Genomic DNA, 16,762 nt, shown 5'->3' on the forward strand with positions numbered 1-16,762 from the left:
CCCGCGGCCGCCGTTCACGTGGCGCCAGGGCATGCCTGCCGGGCCGCGTGATAACCTCGCGACCGATGGTCAAACGCCCCCTAGCACTCGTATCCGCCTCGCTGGTATCGCTCGCGCTGTTCGCCTGCGCGACCCCGGCCGAGACCTCTCCCGACGCCAGCGCCCCGGCCGCGGCATCGCCGCCCTCCGCGGCCGGCCCGGCACCCTCCGGGCCCGCGCCGCTGCCCGCGGTCCCGCAGCCGCCGGAGCGCCCGGTGGCGCCGCCCTCGGTGACGGACCCGGCGATCCCGCGGGCGCAGCGCATCGCGGCCTTTGTCGACTACACGGCGGACACCTACGGCGTCGACCGCCAGCGGATCCGCGACGTGCTTGCCGGCGCCGCGCACAAGCAGTCGATCATCGATGCGATGTCGCGCCCGGCCGAGGCCGTGCGTCCCTGGAGCGACTACCGCCCGATCTTCATCAACGATGCCCGCATCAGCGGCGGCAAGGCCTTCTACGCGGAAAACCGCGAGGCCCTGGAGCGCGTGGCGGCGGAAACCGGCGTTCCCGCCGAGTACATCGTCGCCATCATCGGCGTCGAGACCAGCTATGGCCGCATCACCGGCAACCATCGCGTGGTCGATGCGCTGTACACGCTGGCCTTCGGCTTCCCCAAGCGCGCGCCGTTCTTCGCCGGCGAGCTGGCGCAGCTGTTCGCACTCGCCGCCGAAGAGCCGCAGCTCGACATTGCCGCGCTGAAGGGCAGCTATGCCGGCGCCATGGGCATGGGCCAGTTCATGCCGTCCAGCTACCGCCTGTGGGCGAAGGACGGCGATGGCGATGGCCGCCGCGACCTGCTGACCCACAAGCCCGACGTGTTCGCCTCGATCGCCAACTATTTCGTGATCCACGGCTGGGAGCGCGGCGCGCCGGTGGTGGCACGCGCCAGCCGCGATGACGCTGCGGCCGATTTCAGGCCCGAGGCCCTGGACCCGGTGCATCGGCTGTCCGAGCTCGCCGAACGCGGCTACCGTCCGCTGCCCGGTCAGCCCGTGGCCGAGGGTGCCACGCTGCTTTCGTTCGATGGCGCCAACGGACCCGAATACTGGTTCGGCTACCGCAACTTCTACGTCATCAGCCGCTACAACCGTTCGCCGATGTACTCCCTGGCCGTGCACCAGCTGGCGCAGGCGATCGCGGGGCGCGAACCGCAATGAGGATCCGGCGCGCGAGACCCGCGTGCTGGTGGACCGCCGCCGCTGTCGCCGCACTGCTGGCCGGCTGCGCGGGCGCCCCCAGCCGCCAGGCGCCTCCGGGGGACGAGGCACCTCGCGGCGGCGGCGCTAGCACGGCGGGGCCGCGGGTCTCGCCGTACGCGCCGGCGCAGGAGGACCCTTCGACGCGCGGCGACTATGTCGCCGGTGGGCTCTACAAGCCGGGGGTCGCTGACACGACGCCGGATTACGTCCCCGACGTGGATGCGATCCCGGAACCCGAGGTCGTGGCCCTGGAGCGCTCGCGCTACGGCAACCGTTCGCCGTACAAGGTGCAGGGCAGGTCCTACCACGTGCTGGAAGACGCGAAAGACTTCGTCGAGACCGGACTGGCTTCGTACTATGGCCAGAAGTTCCACGGCCGCCGGACCTCCAACCAGGAGGTCTACGACATGTACGCGTTCACCGCCGCGCACAAATCGCTGCCGCTGCCGAGCTTCGCGCGCGTGACCAACCTGGACAACGGCAGGTCGGTGGTGGTGCGCGTGAACGACCGCGGGCCGTTCCACGACGGTCGCGTGGTCGACCTGAGCTACGCCGCCGCGGTCAAGATCGGCGTGCATCCACGCGGCACCGCGCGGGTCGAAGTGCGCGCGCTGGGGGCGGGCGAGAACGCACGCCACCAGCCCGATACCCGCCTGGCCGCCGTCGACCCGGCCACCGGCCTGCCACCGGGGGTGCGCGTGGCCACCGGCCGCCCGCAGCCCGCGCCGCCGAGCGCGCTGGATGGGCTGGTTGCCGCGCTGCCCGCGTCGCAGGCCGCCGCCGGTGGCCAGTTGGCCAGCCACGTGTCGGCGACCACGCCTGCCGCGGTGGCCACGACGGCTCCCGTGCCGGAATCCGGCAATGCCGACTGGCGCTTCGACATGCGCCAGGACGGGCGCGCGATGACCGCCGACGAATTCGACGCCTGGATGAAGTCGCGCCGCGCACGCGTTGCGACCGGGCGCCCCGGAAAGCCAGATCCCTACGGCTCCGCCGCCGCTGGTGCGGCCAAGGCCGCGACGTCTGGCGTGGATGCGGGCGACAAGGCGCCGGTCGCGGCCGCCGTGGTTGCAGGGACGTCGGGCAGCGGTCTTGCGCCGCCCGCCGCCCCGGAGTCGTCCGGGTCGGCTGCGTCGGTCGCCGGCGTGCTGCTGCAGGTTGCCGCCTTCGGATCCCGCGACAATGCCGAGCGTGCGCTCGCCCTGCTGCGCGGTGCCGGGATCGGCGACGCGCGGCTGCAGGACGGCACGGCCGCAGGCAAGCCCGTGTGGCGCCTGCGCGTGGGTCCGGTGGCGCCCACCGGCGTTGCGGAGCTCGGCGCGCGCGTCGCGAGCCTGGGTTTCGGTGCACCGCATCCCGTGCGCGAGTGATGCGGAGCGTTAACGTGCATGGCTGACGCGCACGGTTAAAATGAGCGCCTGTCCCCGCCGTCCGTTCGCGGATGGCCCGAAATTCCCGGAGTTCCACGCCTGATGAAAGCCCACGCCTTCCGCGTCGCGCTGCTCGCCGCTGTTTCCGTCGCCACGCTCGGCCTCGCCTTTGCCCAGGATCCGGCGCCCACCGCGCCCACTCCCGCCGCGCCCGCCGCGCTGAGCGAGGAACTGCCCGTGCCCGACGCGCCCGCCATCACCGGCACGGCGTGGGCGCTGATGGACTTCGCCACCGGCCAGATCCTGGCAGGCGACAACGTCGATGAGCGCGTCGAGCCGGCCAGCATCACCAAGGTGATGACCAGCTACGTGATCGCGGCCGAGATGGCCGCCGGCAAGGTCGGTCCCGACGACGACGTGATGATGAGCGTCAACGCCTGGCGCACCGGCGGCGCCGGCACCGACGGCAGCTACAGCGGCTTCGAGGTCAACAAGACCGCCAAGCTGCTGGACATGGAAAAGGGCATGACGGTGCAGTCCGGCAACGACGCCGCGATCGCCCTGGCCGAACACATCGCCGGCTCCGAGGACGCATTCGCCGCACTGATGAACGCCTATGCCGCGCGCATCGGCATGAAGAACTCGCACTTCGTCAATTCCCATGGCCTGTCGGCGCCGGAGCACTACTCGACCGCGCGCGACCTGGCGCTGCTGGGCCGTGCCCTGGCACGTGATTTCCCCGAGCACTACGCCTTCAACGCGATCAAGGAATTCACGGTCGGCCCGATCACCCAGCGCAACCGCAACATCCTGCTGTGGCGCGACCAGAGCGTGGACGGCATCAAGACCGGCCACCACTCGGGCGCCGGCTACTGCCTGATGGCGTCGGCCAAGCGCGGCGACCAGCGCCTGATCTCGGTAGTGATGGGTTCCACCAGCGAGTCCCAGCGCGCCACCGATTCGCAGGCACTGCTGAACTGGGGCTTCCGTTTCTTCGAGACCCACGAGCTCTACGCCGCCGACAAGCCGGTGGCGACGCAGAAGGTTTGGAAGGGCGCTGCCAACGAGCTCGACCTGGGCGTGGCCCAGCCGCTGCTGGTGAGCATGCAGCGCGGCCAGTACGCGAAGCTGCAGCCGAGCATGGACGTGCCGCGCACCCTGGTGGCGCCGATCGCGCGCGGCCAGGCGCTGGGCAAGGTGCGGGTGATGCTGGACGGCAAGCTGGTGGCCGAGGCGCCGCTGGTGGCGCTGGAAGAAGTCCCGGAAGCCGGGTTCTTCAAGCGCCTGTGGCACGAACTGCTGATGTGGTGGCAGTCGCTCTGAGCGTCAGCGGGCAAGTGAGAGCTGGGTGGAGTTGACCCAGCCGCGGTTGCCGAGCTCGTCCTCGACCTCCCACATCGTCCCGTCCTTGAGCCCGGTGGGATAGAGCATCATCCCGGGATCCAGATCGCGCACCGCGCCGCCGCGGCCGTCGGCGGCCTTCAGCAGCCGCCCGGGCCGGGTCATGCTCACCGCCTGCGTGGCGTTGGCCGCGGATGCGTCGGACGGCAACCCGCCGAGCTGCGCCACCAGATCCGAATACGCCTGGATGTAGGCCTGGGCCACCACCTGGCCGATTTCGGTGTTGGCGTAGCCGGAGGCACCGCCCGCGACCAGGGCACCGGCGATATGGCCGCCACCGCCGCGCCAGCCGACATCGGTCTTGGTGGCGTGGCCTTCGGTCATGGCGACCTGCTCCGACGAGCGCGCGTCGGTGACGGTGAGCACCACGTCGGCGCTGCTGCGCTTGAGGTTGATGCCGCCGACCACCGCCGCGGCGTGCCGGTTGCCGAGCAGGCCACCGACCAGGCCGCCGATATTGGTGCCGCCGGCGTTGCGGTTCTGCGATATCACGTCGGGCACCAGCACGTAATCCGCGGCGCGGATCTGCCCCTTGCCGATATTGGAGCCGCCGCGCAGCTCGCCCGAGGACGCCAACGCGCGCTCGGCCTGCATCGCCTGCATGCCCTGGCCGCGGTCGACGAGGGTGAAGCAGCGCGACCGGTTCACATAGACCTTGATCAGCGCCGCCGGCGACGCCAATCGCTGGCCGGTCCACCAGTTCTGGCCGCTGGGCTCCATCACCGCGATCGTGCCGAGGCTGCGTGCGCAGACCGGCACGTCGGAGGGCTGGGACTGGGCCAGCACAATGGCGGGCGCGGCGAGCAGGCAGGCGGCGAGGGCGGCAGCGAGAGCGGTACGGGGCATGGCGGAGCTCCTTGCGGATGTGGATTCCTTCCATCGCCAAACGCGGTCAGGGCCTGCCAGCGGACGCCGTGCGTTTCGGCATCGGGCCACGGTGTTGCGGCGCTGGCGTTGGGATCGCCCGGCGCTGGCCCCATAATCGGGCAATGGAAATCAAGTCCGACAACCCTGAACACGGCTTCCAGTTCCCGGGTGACTTCGAGATCACGGCCATGGGTCCGGCCTCCGCCGGGCTGGACGTCGAAGTCCCCAACCTGCTGCGCGCCGCCGGCCTGGCCGTGGTCCACGAGACGCTCACCGCCCGGCCGTCCAGCGGCGGCCGCTACGTTTCGGTGCGGATCACCTTCCGCGCCAACTCGCGCGAGGAGTACGACAGTGCGCACGCCGCGCTGCGCGAGCATCCCGAGGTGAAGTGGACGCTGTAGCCGCCACGCGCGCGCTGCTGGTCCACGACCTCGGCCGCCGCGCCTACGCGCCGGTCTGGCGCGCGATGCAGGCCTTCACCGATGCGCGTGGCGACGATACGCCGGACGAGCTCTGGCTGGTCGAGCACGATCCGGTATTCACCCTCGGCCAGGCCGGCAAGCCCGAGCACGTGCTGGCGCCGGGCGACATCCCAGTGCTCAAGGTCGACCGGGGCGGCCAGGTGACCTACCACGGGCCCGGACAGCTGGTCGCGTATCCGCTGCTGGACCTGCGGCGCCTGGGCATCGGCGTGCGGGAATACGTCTGCCGCATCGAGCAGGCGCTCATCGATACCCTGGCCGGCTGGGGCATCCATGCGCAGCGCCGCGAAGGCGCGCCGGGCGTGTACGTGGATAGCGGCGCCAAGATCGCCGCGCTCGGCATCCGCGTGCGTCGGGGCTGCACCTTCCACGGCCTGGCCTTCAACATCGCGATGGATTCCGAACCCTTCCACCGCATCAACCCCTGCGGCTACGCCGGGCTTGAAACGACCTCGGTGGTAGAATGCGGCGGTCCCGCAAGCCTCGACGCCGCCCGGCCCGCGCTGGTCGCGGCGCTTGCCGCGCAGCTTGGTTTGGCGGCTGTGGAGGCTGCGGAAGAAAGAGCTTTTGCCACGGATTTACGCGGATCTTTCGCGGATTTACGCGGATAAAGCGAATTGCTTTGAAATGCTCCCGCCCTTGACCTGAACCCGTCCCGCTTTTGCTTGATCCGTGTAAACCCGCGCTTATCCGCGTAAATCCGTGGCAAAAAAATGACCAACACCTCCGCCGCCAAGTCCATCCCGCTCGCAGTCGTCAGCAGCGAGGCGCCGCCGTCGCTGGTGCCCGGGGTGAAGCAGGTGGCGGGGGACAAGATCGGGCGTTCGCCGGTGGCGTTCGTGGATGCGCCGGTGCTGCGCAAGCCGTCCTGGATCCGGGTGCGGATCCCGTCCAACGGCGCGGTCGCGGCGCTCAAGTCGAAGTTGCGCGAGAACCGGCTGGTCACGGTGTGCGAGGACGCGAGCTGCCCGAACATCCATGAGTGCTTCGGGCACGGCACAGCGACCTTCATGATCCTTGGCGAGGTCTGTACCCGCCGCTGCAGCTTCTGCGACGTCGCCCACGGCCGGCCGAAGCCGCCGGACGCCGACGAGCCGCGCCGCCTGGCCGAGACCGTCGCCGACATGGGCCTGAAGTACGTGGTGGTGACCTCGGTCGACCGCGACGACCTGCGCGACGGCGGTGCCCAGCACTTCGTGGACTGCATCGCAGCCATCCGTGCCGCGACGCCCGGCACGAAGATCGAGATCCTGACCCCGGACTTCCGTGGCAAGGGCCGCATGGACCGCGCGCTGGAAATCCTGGCGGCCAACCCGCCGGACGTCTTCAACCACAACGTCGAGACCGTGCCGGACCTGTACCGCAACGTGCGCCCGGGCGCCGACTACCAGTGGTCGCTGACCCTGCTGCAGCGCTTCAAGGCCCAGCACCCGGAGGTCGCCACCAAGTCCGGGATCATGCTGGGGCTCGGCGAGACGCGGGAGCAGGTCGAAGCCACCTTGCGCGACCTTCGCGCGCACGACGTCGAGATGATCACCATCGGCCAGTACCTGCAGCCCAGCGCGCACCACCATCCGGTGCTGCGCTACTGGACGCCGGAAGAGTTCAAGGCCTTCGAGGACTACGGCATGGCGCTGGGCTTCACCCACGTCGCGTCGGGTCCGCTGGTGCGTTCGTCGTACCACGCCGACCGCCAGGCGGCTGGCGCCGGCCTCGCGTCCTGAGCGTTGCGGTACGCCGCGCTCCTGCGTGGCGAATTGTTCACACCCCGCCCCGTGGCCGCGGTTAGAGTGGTTTCGGGCGTCAATACGCGACTTCCAGCACTGTCCGGCCCGGTCCTGGACCGGCACGGTGCAGGGTAGCGACGCATCCTCCACGTGAGCATCGAGCCGACCGCATGAAAGCACGCCAAGCCCTGTCCGCCACCGTCGTCGCCCTGGCGCTGGCCATGCCACTGGCGCTGATGGCGCGCGCCGACGGCGACGCCATTCCGGAGGCGCCGACCGCGGACCACGAGACCACGTCCAGGCTGGTCTACGGCCTGCTGTCCGACAGCCGCTACGCCTATCGCCCGCGCGGGCTCGATGCCACGCTGTCGCAGGACATCTTCAAGCGCTACCTCGAGGCGCTGGACGGCAACAAGCTGTTCCTCGACGCCGCCGACATCGCGCGCTTCCAGCGCTACGAGGCGCGGATGGGCGATGCCGTCCGCCAGGGCGACACCGGCCCGGCGATGGAAATGTACGCGCTCTACAAGCAGCGCGTGGGCGAGCGGGTGGAGTACGCGCGCGGCCTGCTGAAGCAGGACATCTTCGATTTCGAGGGCGAGGAACGCTGGTATTACGACCGCGAGGACGCCGCCTGGGCTGCGGACGGCGCCGAGCTGGACTCACTGTGGAAGAAGTCGGTGCGCAACGACTGGCTGCGCCTGAAGCTTGCCGGCAAGGAGCCGGCCGAGATCCGCGCGACGCTCGACAAGCGCTACGCCAACATCGCCACCAGCGTCGAGCAGCTGAACCACGAGGACGCGTTCCAGACCTTCCTCAATGCCTACACCGCGTCCATCGATCCGCATACCGACTATTTCAATCCGCGCACCGCAGGCCTGTTCACCCAGAGCATGTCGCTGTCGCTCGAGGGCATCGGCGCGCAGCTGCAGAAGCAGGACGACGTGGTCGTGATCCGCGAGCTGATCCCCGGCGGCCCCGCGGCGGCCAGCGACAGGTTCACGCCCGGCGACCGCATCGTGGGCGTTGGCCAGGGCACGAACGGCCCGATGGAGGACGTGATCGGCTGGCGCATCGACGACGTGGTCGAGAAGATCAAGGGCAGTGCCGGGACCCAGGTGCGCCTGGACGTGGTGCCGGTGGAGGCGCTGCTCGACAGCGAGCCCGTACGCATCACCCTGACCCGCGCCAAGATCCGCCTGGAAGAGCAGGCTGCCAAGTCCAAGCTAATCGAGATCCCCGCGGGGCCGGCCGGCGCCGCCAAGCGCATCGGCGTGATCGAGCTGCCCGCGTTCTACCAGGACTTCGAGGGCCGGCGCAGCCGCAACGGCGACTACGCATCGGCGACCCGGGACGTCGCCAGGATCCTCGGAGAATTCCGCGAGCAGGGCATGGACGGCATCGTGCTCGACCTGCGCAACAACGGCGGCGGCTCGCTCAACGAGGCGGTCGAACTGACCGGCCTCTTCATCGACACCGGCCCGGTGGTGCAAGTGCGCGAGTCCGGCGGCCGGGTGGCGGTGGAATCCGACCGCAAGGCCGGCGTGTCCTGGGATGGGCCGCTGGCGGTGCTGGTCAACCGCGCCTCCGCCTCTGCGTCGGAGATCGTCGCCGGTGCCATCCAGGACTATGGCCGCGGCCTGGTGATCGGCGAGACCACCTTCGGCAAGGGCACGGTGCAGAACCTGTTCGACCTCGACCGCTGGCCCGCCAACGAGGGCACGCGCCATGGGCAGGTCAAGATGACCATCGCGCAGTTCTTCCTGCCCGGCGGCAGCAGCACCCAGAACAAGGGCGTGGTGCCCGACATCCGCTTCCCGGCGACGATCAACGCCACCGAGTTCGGCGAGAGCACCTACGACAATGCGCTGCCCTGGACCCGGATTTCGGCCGTGCCGCACACCCGCTACGGCAACTTCGCGCCGCTGCTGCCGCGGCTGGATGAGCTGCATGGCGGTCGCGTGGCGACCGACCGCGAGTTCCAGTGGTGGAAGGAGGACGTGGCCGAGTTCCGCGCCGAGGCCGACAAGGACTACATCTCGCTCAACGAGGCCGAACGCCGCACCGAGCGCGACCGCCAGGCCGCCAAGCGCAAGGACCGCCAGGAAGAGCGCAAGCGCCTGGGCCTCGACCTGGATCCGCTGGCCGAGCTTTCGGCCGACGATGGCCTGACCGCGAACGAGCGCGACATCGCCGCCGACACCGCGCGCGAGGACGCCGCCGAGAAGCGCCCGGACCCGCTGCTGCGCGAGTCCGCCGCGATCCTGGCCGACGCCGTGCGCCTGCTCGACGCCGACCGCCAGCTGTCGGCGGCAGTGCTGCCGGAGTCCACCGGGCCGGGGCGCTGGGCGCGCTGAGCCGGGCAGCGACCAACGGTTCCCGGTAGCAGCAGCCCTGGCTGCGACCAGGGTTTGGATCGGGCTTCGGTCGTATATGCCGGTCGCAGCTATAGCTGCTCCTACTGCGTGAGCGGCCATGGCCGCGATCCGCGAGGCGTCCGCGCGGCGTAGAATCACCGCGCCGGCAGGTTGATCGACGCTTGCCGCCCTTCCACGCCGCCTTTAACGCCCGGATGCCGCAATGGGTGCCGCTTCGCCGTTTTCCGCTCCCGTCCGCACGCCGCCCGGCGCGATGGCGGTCGTCCTCGCCCTGGGGGCGGTGTACCTCGTCTGGGGGTCGACCTACCTTGGCATCCGCTTCGCGCTTGAAGGCGGCTATCCACCGCTGTTGATGGCGGGGATGCGCTTCGTTGCCGCGGGCACGCTGTTGTATGGGGTGCTGCGCCTGCGCGGCATGCCGGCGCCGACCCGCGCGGAGTGGCGCGACCTCGCGATCATGGGCACGTTGCTGCTCGGCCTGGGCAACGGCATGGTCTGCATCGCGCAGCAGACCGTGTCGTCCGGGCTTGCCGCGGTGGCGGTGGCTTCGTGTCCGCTGTGGATGGGCCTGTTCGCGGCGCTGCGCGGCGAGCGGCCCACGCGCATTGAACTTGCCGGCCTCGCTGTGGGCTTCGCCGGCGTACTCTGGCTCAACGCCGGCAGCTCGCTTACCGCGTCGCCACAGGGTTTGATCGCACTGCTGGTGGCGCCACTGGCCTGGGCCTTCGGCTCGATCTGGAGCCGCAGCCGCGCGCTGCCGTCGCCGTTCATGACCGCGGCCGGGCAGATGCTCTGCGGCGGCGTCCTCATGATGGCGGCCGGCTGGCTGCTGGGTGAACGCTTCGCCGTGGCGCCGACCCTTCGCGGGACGCTGTCGGTGGCCTATCTCACCGTGTTCGGCTCGATCCTCGCCTTCTCCGCCTACGCCTGGCTGCTGCAGAACGTGCGCGCGAGCCTTGCCAGCAGCTATGCCTACGTCAATCCGCTGATCGCCGTGGTGCTCGGTGCGTGGCTTGCGGGGGAGCGTTTCAGCGCCCACGACCTCGGCGCGATGGCCGTGATCCTGTCCGGCGTGGTCGCGATCACCCTCGCCAGCGCGGGACGGCGCCGGCGCACCGCGCGCCAGGCGACGGCGGCGCCGCTGGTCGCCGCCGGACTCGCGGTCGCCGCCGAGCAGCCGGCCGTTGCCGGCCAACCGCTGCCGGCGCCTTCCCTGCCCGGGCACGCGCCCCCCGCCGGCGCCGACGCACCGGAACAGCGCCCTTGAGCGCCAGCGAGCGCACCCGCGGCCTGTGGATGGCGGTCGGGGCCTTCGTGCTCTGGGGCCTGATGCCGCTGTACTGGCACCTGCTCAAGCACGTGCCGTCGCTGCAGGTGGTGGCCCACCGCGCGCTGTGGTCGGCGTTACTGGTCGCGGCCTACCTGACGGCCACCCGCGGCCGCGGCTGGCTGCGCGAGGTGTTCTCGCAGCCGCGGCTGGCCGGGATGCTGCTGGCGTCCGGCCTCCTGATCGGCTTCAACTGGAGCCTGTACGTGTGGGCGGTAAACGCCGGGCACGTGGTCGAGACCAGCCTGGGCTACTTCATCAACCCGCTGCTCAACGTGGTGATCGGCGTGGTGTTCCTGCGCGAGCGCCTGCTCCCGGCGCAATGGGTGGCGGTGGCGTTGGCAAGCTGCGGCGTGCTCTGGCTGACTTTCAACTACGGCAGCTTCCCCTGGATCGCGATGGCGCTGGCATGTTCGTTTGCGCTATACGGCCTGATCCGCCGCCAGGCCCAGGTGGACGCGGTGGCGGGGCTGGGCGTGGAGAACCTGTACCTGCTGGTGCCGGCGGCCGGCCTCCTGGCCTGGTTCGAACTCGGCGGCCACGGCGGATTCTCGGACCTTCGCTGGGGCCTGGGCAGCAACCTGCTGCTGGTGCTGGGTGGCGCCCTGACCGCGCTGCCGCTAATCGGCTTTGCCTACGCGGTGCGCCAAGTGTCGTTGTCGACGGTCGGCCTGCTGCAGTACCTGGCCCCGACGCTGCAGCTGCTGTGCGGCGTGCTGGTCTTCGGCGAGACCTTCGACCGCGACCGCGCCATCGGCTTCTCCGTGATCTGGATCGGCCTGGCCGTGTTCGCCGTCGACGGTTTCATCCGCGCTCGGCGACGGGTGGTGGCGCAGCAGGCCTGATCGCCCGGGGCGCCGTGCTCAGGCCGCGCGCAGCGCGTCCGTGACCGGCATGGTCGCCGCCCGCAGCGCCGGGAACAGGCCGCCGATGAAGCCGATCGCCAGCGCCCACTTCAGCCCTTGCCACAGCAGCTCGGGCGACACCTTGAACTCGAAGGTGAGCTGGGACATGCCGCCGGCAAGTGTCGACGCGGTGTAGCCGTTGAACACCAGCCAGGCCAGCAGCCCGCCGAGGACGCCGCCGATGGCCGCCAGCAGCATGGTCTCCAGCATCACCGCCACCACCACCGGAATGCCGCGGAAGCCGATCGCGCGCAGGGTCGCGATCTCGCGCGCGCGCGATGCGACGCTGGCGAACATGGTGTTGAGCGCACCGAACACCGCGCCGATGGCCATGATCGAGCCGACCACGATGCCGATGATGCGCAGCACCTTGGAGATGCCTTCGGACTGTGCCTGGAAGTACTCGAGCGTGGTCTGGGCCTCGACCTGCAGGCGCGGGTCGGCAGCCAGCGTGGCCTTGAACGCGTTGAACGCCGAGGCATCGGTCAGGCGCGCGAAGACCGAGGCCCGGCTGCTGCCGCGGCGGTAGGTGGTGGCGACGACTTCGGCGTCGGCCCACATCTCGGAAGCCATCGAGTCGCCGGATTCGAACACGCCGACCACCGTCCACGACTGGTTGCCCATGCGGACTTCGCTGCCGGGATCCAGGCCCAGGAACTGGCGTCGCGCGCCGGTGCCGACCACCAGCTCGCGCTTGCCGGTCTCGAAGCGGCGGCCTTCGACCAGCTGCACGTTGGGCCGCACGGCCCATGCCATGTCGCCCACGCCGCGCAGCTGCACGCTGCCGTCGACGTCGGCCTCGCCGCCGCGGATCGGCAGGTTGGCCGCGACCACCAGCTCCGGCGAGGCCAGCGGCCGGCCCTCGGCGTCACGGGCGATTTCCGGCGCGCGCTCGATCGCGGTGATCGCGTCGCGCGACATCACCGACATCAGCTCGGCCGCCGAACCGCCGCGCAGCACGATCGCGGTGTCTTCGTCGCCGCTGCTCGACACCGTGTGCTGGTAGCCCTCGGCCATCGCCAGCAGCGCCACCAGCACGCCGACCACGCCGGCGATGCCGATGATCACCACCGACGACGAGCCCAGGCGCTGCGACAGGGTGCTGACGCCGACCCGGGTAACCGACGCCGCCTGCCGGCCGCTGCGCGTGGAGAGCATCCACAGCGCGAAGGCGACGGCGACCGCGAGCAGGGCGGGCCAGGGCAGGTAGATCCAGGCCGCGAGGAACGCGACCAGCAGCAGCACCAGGCCGGTGCCGCGCAGGAAAGGCTTGATCTTCTTCATGGCGTGCTCCTAGCGGCCCGCGAGGGCGTCGACGATGTTCAGGCGCATGGCGCGGATCGCCGGCAGGGCGCCGACCAGCAGGCCGATGGCGAGCATCAGCCCCAGGCCCAGCAGCCAGCTCTCCAGGCCCACGGGCGGCAGGTTGACCACGCCGCCGCTGGCGGCGGTGGCGGCCTTGCCGATCACCGACGCCAGGCCCAGGCCGAGCGCGCCGCCGATCACCACCATCAGCATCGACTCGGCCAGCACCATCGCCAGCACGCTGGTGCTGGAGAAACCGATCGTCTTCAGCACCGCGAGTTCGGACGTCCGCTCGCGCACCGCCTGCGCCATGGTGTTGCCGGTCAGCAGCAGCAGGGTGAAGAACACCGCGCCCATGATCGAGCCCACGATCAGGCCGATGTCGGCCATCTGCTTGAGCTGCGAGGCCATCGCCGCCTGCTCGCTCATGGTCTTGGTTTCGTTTGGCGAGTTGGCCGACAGCGCATCGATGGCCTTGGCCGCGGCATCGCTGCGGCGCACGTCGGACACGCGGCTGACGTACCAGCCCACGTCACCGTCGACGTAGGGCGTGGACTCCTCGAAGTAGTCGTAATGCATCAGCATCATCGCCCCGGTGAAGCCGGCGCTCTCGCCCTCCTTCGCGTGCAGCACGCCGACGATGTCGAAGGCCCAGTCGAGCGTGCCGTCGCTGTTGGGGTAGATCGCCGACTGCAGCGGGATGCGCTGCCCGACCTTCCAGTCGAAGCGGTTCATCATCGTCTCGCCAACCAGCATGCCGGTGCGGTTGCGCTTCCAGGCCTCGAGCTGCGCAGGGTCGACGTCGACTTCCGGGTAGAGCTCGAGGTAGTTCTGCGCCACGGCCAGCGTGAACAGCTGGTTGCGCGGCCCCTGGTAGGTGCCGCCGAACCAGTTGGCGTGGGTCACCGCCTCGATGTTGTCGATGGCCACGATCCGCGCCTGCAGCGACAGCGGCAGGGTCTCGATGAAGGAGAGCTTCGAGGCCGTCTGCAGGCGCTGCGCGCCGTCGGCGTTGCGGCCGAGTTCGGCGAAGCTGGTGCGGATGCCGTCGAGCAGGCCGAACAGCAGGAACGCGGCCACGATCGAGGCCAGCGTCAGGAAGGTGCGGGTCTTGCGCCGGAACAGGGCGGCCCAGACCAGGTGGAAGTACTTCATTGCGACCTCCTCCGGTTGCAGGCGCGGCTCATGCCGCGTGCGACTGCTGCTCGACCAGCACGCCCTTGTCCAGGTGCAGGGTGTGGCTGGCGTACTCGGCCGCCTTCGGATCGTGCGTCACCATCACGATGGTCTTGCCGTGCTCTCGGTTGAGCTCCTGCAGCAGGCCCAGGATCTCCTCGGCCGACTGCCGGTCGAGGTCGCCGGTGGGCTCGTCGCAGATCAGCAGCGTCGGATCGGAGACGATGGCGCGCGCGATCGCCACGCGCTGCTGCTGGCCGCCGGAAAGCTCTGCCGGCTTGTGGGACACGCGGTCGGACAGGCCAACCAGTTCGAGCGCGATCTGCGCGTTGCGCTTGCGCTGCGCACCGCCGAGCCTGGTCAGCAGCAGCGGCAGCTCCACGTTCTTCTGGGCGGAGAGCGCCGGCATCAGGTTGTAGAACTGGAACACGTAGCCGACGTTCTGGCTGCGCCAGGTGGCCAGCTGGCCTGCGCCCATGCGGTCGATGCGCTGGCCGGCGATCTCGATCTCGCCGCTGCTGGGCGCGTCCAGGCCGCCGATGAGGTTCAGGAGCGTGGTCTTGCCCGAGCCCGAAGGCCCCATCAGGGCGACGAAATCGCCGGACGCGATGTCCAGGTCCAGGCCATGCAGCACGTCGACCTTCTCGGGCCCGCGCTGGTAGGACTTGCCGAGGTTGCGGATCGATACCAGGGTGGTCATCACGATGCTCCGGTGGATGTGTTGGATGTGGCGGACCCGAAGGCCCTCCTGTGGGAGCGGCTATAACTGCTCCCACAGCGATGTTCTTCCTTCCCGCAAGGGAGTGTGTGCGTGTCGAATGCGGGTGTCGGGCTGGTGGCTCCTACGGGTCGCTTACGGTGACCTTGTCGCCGTCGGCCAGGTCTTCAGGCGGGTCGAGCACCACGGTTTCGCCCGGTGCGATCCCGGACAGCACGGTGCGCTGGGCACCACCGCCGCCGGCGCTGACGCCGCGCCGCTCGGCTACCGCATCGTCGCCGCTGCCGGCCACGACGAAGACGACATCGCCGCCGTCGCGCGCGGCCACGGCCGCGGCCGGCACGCGCACGCCGCGCGGCGCGTCGTCACCGGACGGTTCCGGCGCGCGCTCCAGGAAGCTCACGGTCACGCCCATGTCGGGCACGATGCGCGGATCCTTTTCCTTCAGCGCCACGCGCACCTTGACCGTGGCCTTGCCGCGGTCAGCGGTGGGGATGATGGCGATCACCTCGGCCGGGATCTTCCAGTCCTGGTAGGCGTTGAGCGTGGCCTCGACCGGCATCTTCGCCTGCACGCGGCCGATATAGGCCTCGCCGACGTCGACTTCGACCTCGAGAGAGTCCATGTCGACGATGGTGCCGATGCCGGTGCGGGTAAAGCCGCCGCCGGCCGACAGCGGCGAGATGATCTCGCCCGGCTGCGCGGCCTTGGCGATCACCACGCCGGCGAATGGCGCGCGCACCACGGTGTTGTCGACGCCGATGTCGCTGATCCGCAGCTGTTCGCCGGCGACCTGCGCGTTGCGCTGCGCGGTGGCGAGCTGGGCGCGGAGCGAATCGCGCTGCGCCACCGCCTGCTCGAACTGCGCGCGCGATACCAGCTGCTGCCCGACGAGTGATTCCAGCCGCCGCGCCTGTGCCTCCGCCTCGAGCACCTGGGCGCGCACCGAGTCCGCCTGGCTGCGCGCGGCGCCGAGCTGGGCCTGGGCGAGGTCGTGCTGTGCATCGGCGTCCACCGGGTCGAGCGTGGCCATGACCTGGCCTTCCTCCACCGCCATGCCTTCCTCGATCAGCACCTCGCGCACGCGGCCGGTGACCTTGGCCGAGACCGTGGCCATGCGCCGCGCCACCACGTAGCCACTGGCGTCGAGCACCGAAGTCGCCCCGCTGCCGCCGCCGGTGGAGACCGCGGTGGCGGTGCGCACCTCGACCGCGCCGCCGCGTCCCGACAGCGCCCATGCGGCCAGCGCGACCAGGAGCAGGGCGGCAATCGCCGCGGCCAGGATCCAGCGCCACCGTCGCGGTTGCGGATCGGGGCTGCGGTCGATGCGCAGTTCGTTCAACAGGTCGGCTTTGGTGTTCATCAGGACTCGAGACGAGGGCTGTGGGCGAAGTGTGACCGTGCCGGTCGATGCATGTGGCCACTTTCGACGGGCGGAGCAGGTGGTGTCACCTGCGGAATGTCATGCATTTGCGTTGGCCCCGGTCATGCGGATGGCGGCTCAGTCGGCGCGCAAGGCATCGATCAGCTTGCCGCCCGCGAGCCGCCAGGTCGGCAGCAGGGCGCTCAGGAGGCCCAGCGCCAGACTGTACATGCACACGGTCAGGGCCAGCGCCGGCGTGATGGTGAGCGGCACCTGGATGGCCAGGCTGCCGGCGGATGTTCCGAATACCCTGCCGCCGACGGCCACGTGCATGGCGACCAGCGCGATGGTGGTGGCGAGCAGCCCGATCAGTGCGACTTCGACGAACACCGCCAGGCCGATGCTCGAACCGGGAAAGCCGAGGGCGCGCAGCGTCCCCGTTTCGCGCCGGCGCCGGCGCAGCGAGGTATCGAGCGCGTTCGTGATCACCAACGCCACACCG

General features: G+C 70.3%; 14 protein-coding genes and 1 pseudogene. 9 read left to right on the forward strand and 6 right to left on the reverse strand.

Features of this window, described 5'->3' with window-relative positions; all coding sequences use genetic code 11:
- Positions 1-65: 65 nt before the first annotated feature.
- From mltB to WCE39_RS10030, 3 genes are all read left to right on the forward strand, one after another.
- Positions 66-1,199, forward strand: a complete 1,134-nt coding sequence (mltB, locus tag WCE39_RS10020; protein WP_343276535.1) for a lytic murein transglycosylase B — start codon at positions 66-68, stop codon at positions 1,197-1,199.
- Entirely contained in the window at positions 1,196-2,611 is a 1,416-nt protein-coding gene (locus WCE39_RS10025) for a septal ring lytic transglycosylase RlpA family protein (protein ID WP_343276536.1), read from the forward strand. Before mltB ends, WCE39_RS10025 begins: the two co-directional genes overlap by 4 nt.
- Before the next feature lie 102 nt (positions 2,612-2,713).
- Positions 2,714-3,934 carry a D-alanyl-D-alanine carboxypeptidase family protein gene (locus WCE39_RS10030; protein ID WP_343276537.1) on the forward strand — a complete coding sequence of 407 codons (1,221 nt, stop codon included), beginning with the start codon at positions 2,714-2,716 and terminating at the stop codon, positions 3,932-3,934.
- A 3-nt stretch (positions 3,935-3,937) separates the two neighbouring features.
- On the opposite strand, the gene WCE39_RS10035 is transcribed toward WCE39_RS10030, so the two are convergent.
- Positions 3,938-4,858, reverse strand: a complete 921-nt coding sequence (locus WCE39_RS10035) for a CsgG/HfaB family protein (protein WP_343276538.1) — start codon at positions 4,856-4,858, stop codon at positions 3,938-3,940.
- A 143-nt stretch (positions 4,859-5,001) separates the two neighbouring features.
- Between WCE39_RS10035 and WCE39_RS10040 the strand changes: the two genes are divergently transcribed.
- From WCE39_RS10040 to rarD, 6 genes and pseudogenes are all read left to right on the forward strand, one after another.
- Positions 5,002-5,280 (forward strand): DUF493 family protein, encoded by a 279-nt coding sequence (locus WCE39_RS10040; RefSeq protein ID WP_343276539.1) that lies wholly within the window; start codon positions 5,002-5,004, stop codon positions 5,278-5,280.
- Positions 5,268-5,972, forward strand: a complete 705-nt coding sequence (gene lipB / locus WCE39_RS10045) for a lipoyl(octanoyl) transferase LipB (protein WP_343276540.1) — start codon at positions 5,268-5,270, stop codon at positions 5,970-5,972. Before WCE39_RS10040 ends, lipB begins: the two co-directional genes overlap by 13 nt.
- Positions 5,973-6,074: 102 nt before the next feature.
- On the forward strand, positions 6,075-7,085 hold the full coding sequence (gene lipA, locus WCE39_RS10050) for a lipoyl synthase (protein ID WP_343276541.1): 1,011 nt from the start codon (positions 6,075-6,077) through the stop codon (positions 7,083-7,085).
- 173 nt (positions 7,086-7,258) lie between these two features.
- Positions 7,259-9,445 (forward strand): carboxy terminal-processing peptidase, encoded by a 2,187-nt coding sequence (locus tag WCE39_RS10055; RefSeq protein ID WP_343276542.1) that lies wholly within the window; start codon positions 7,259-7,261, stop codon positions 9,443-9,445.
- A 223-nt stretch (positions 9,446-9,668) separates the two neighbouring features.
- Positions 9,669-10,571, forward strand: a pseudogene (gene yedA, locus WCE39_RS10060) (drug/metabolite exporter YedA); the annotation flags it as partial.
- 191 nt (positions 10,572-10,762) lie between these two features.
- Positions 10,763-11,638, forward strand: coding sequence for an EamA family transporter RarD (rarD, locus tag WCE39_RS10065; RefSeq protein WP_343276561.1), 876 nt, complete (start codon positions 10,763-10,765; stop codon positions 11,636-11,638).
- An 18-nt stretch (positions 11,639-11,656) separates the two neighbouring features.
- On the opposite strand, the gene WCE39_RS10070 is transcribed toward rarD, so the two are convergent.
- The 5 genes from WCE39_RS10070 to WCE39_RS10090 all read right to left on the reverse strand — a co-directional run.
- Positions 11,657-12,982, reverse strand: a complete 1,326-nt coding sequence (locus tag WCE39_RS10070) for an ABC transporter permease (protein WP_343276543.1) — start codon at positions 12,980-12,982, stop codon at positions 11,657-11,659.
- Positions 12,983-12,991: 9 nt separating this feature from the next.
- Entirely contained in the window at positions 12,992-14,158 is a 1,167-nt protein-coding gene (locus tag WCE39_RS10075; protein ID WP_343276544.1) for an ABC transporter permease, read from the reverse strand.
- A 28-nt stretch (positions 14,159-14,186) separates the two neighbouring features.
- Positions 14,187-14,879, reverse strand: coding sequence for an ABC transporter ATP-binding protein (locus tag WCE39_RS10080; protein ID WP_343276545.1), 693 nt, complete (start codon positions 14,877-14,879; stop codon positions 14,187-14,189).
- 142 nt (positions 14,880-15,021) lie between these two features.
- On the reverse strand, positions 15,022-16,260 hold the full coding sequence (locus WCE39_RS10085; protein WP_343276546.1) for an efflux RND transporter periplasmic adaptor subunit: 1,239 nt from the start codon (positions 16,258-16,260) through the stop codon (positions 15,022-15,024).
- Positions 16,261-16,398: 138 nt separating this feature from the next.
- A partial coding sequence (locus WCE39_RS10090; RefSeq protein WP_343276547.1) for an ABC transporter permease occupies positions 16,399-16,762 on the reverse strand: 364 nt, incomplete at its 5' end.

This window comes from Luteimonas yanweni (assembly GCF_039548475.1).
In the GTDB taxonomy this organism is placed as follows: Bacteria; Pseudomonadota; Gammaproteobacteria; order Xanthomonadales; family Xanthomonadaceae; genus Luteimonas.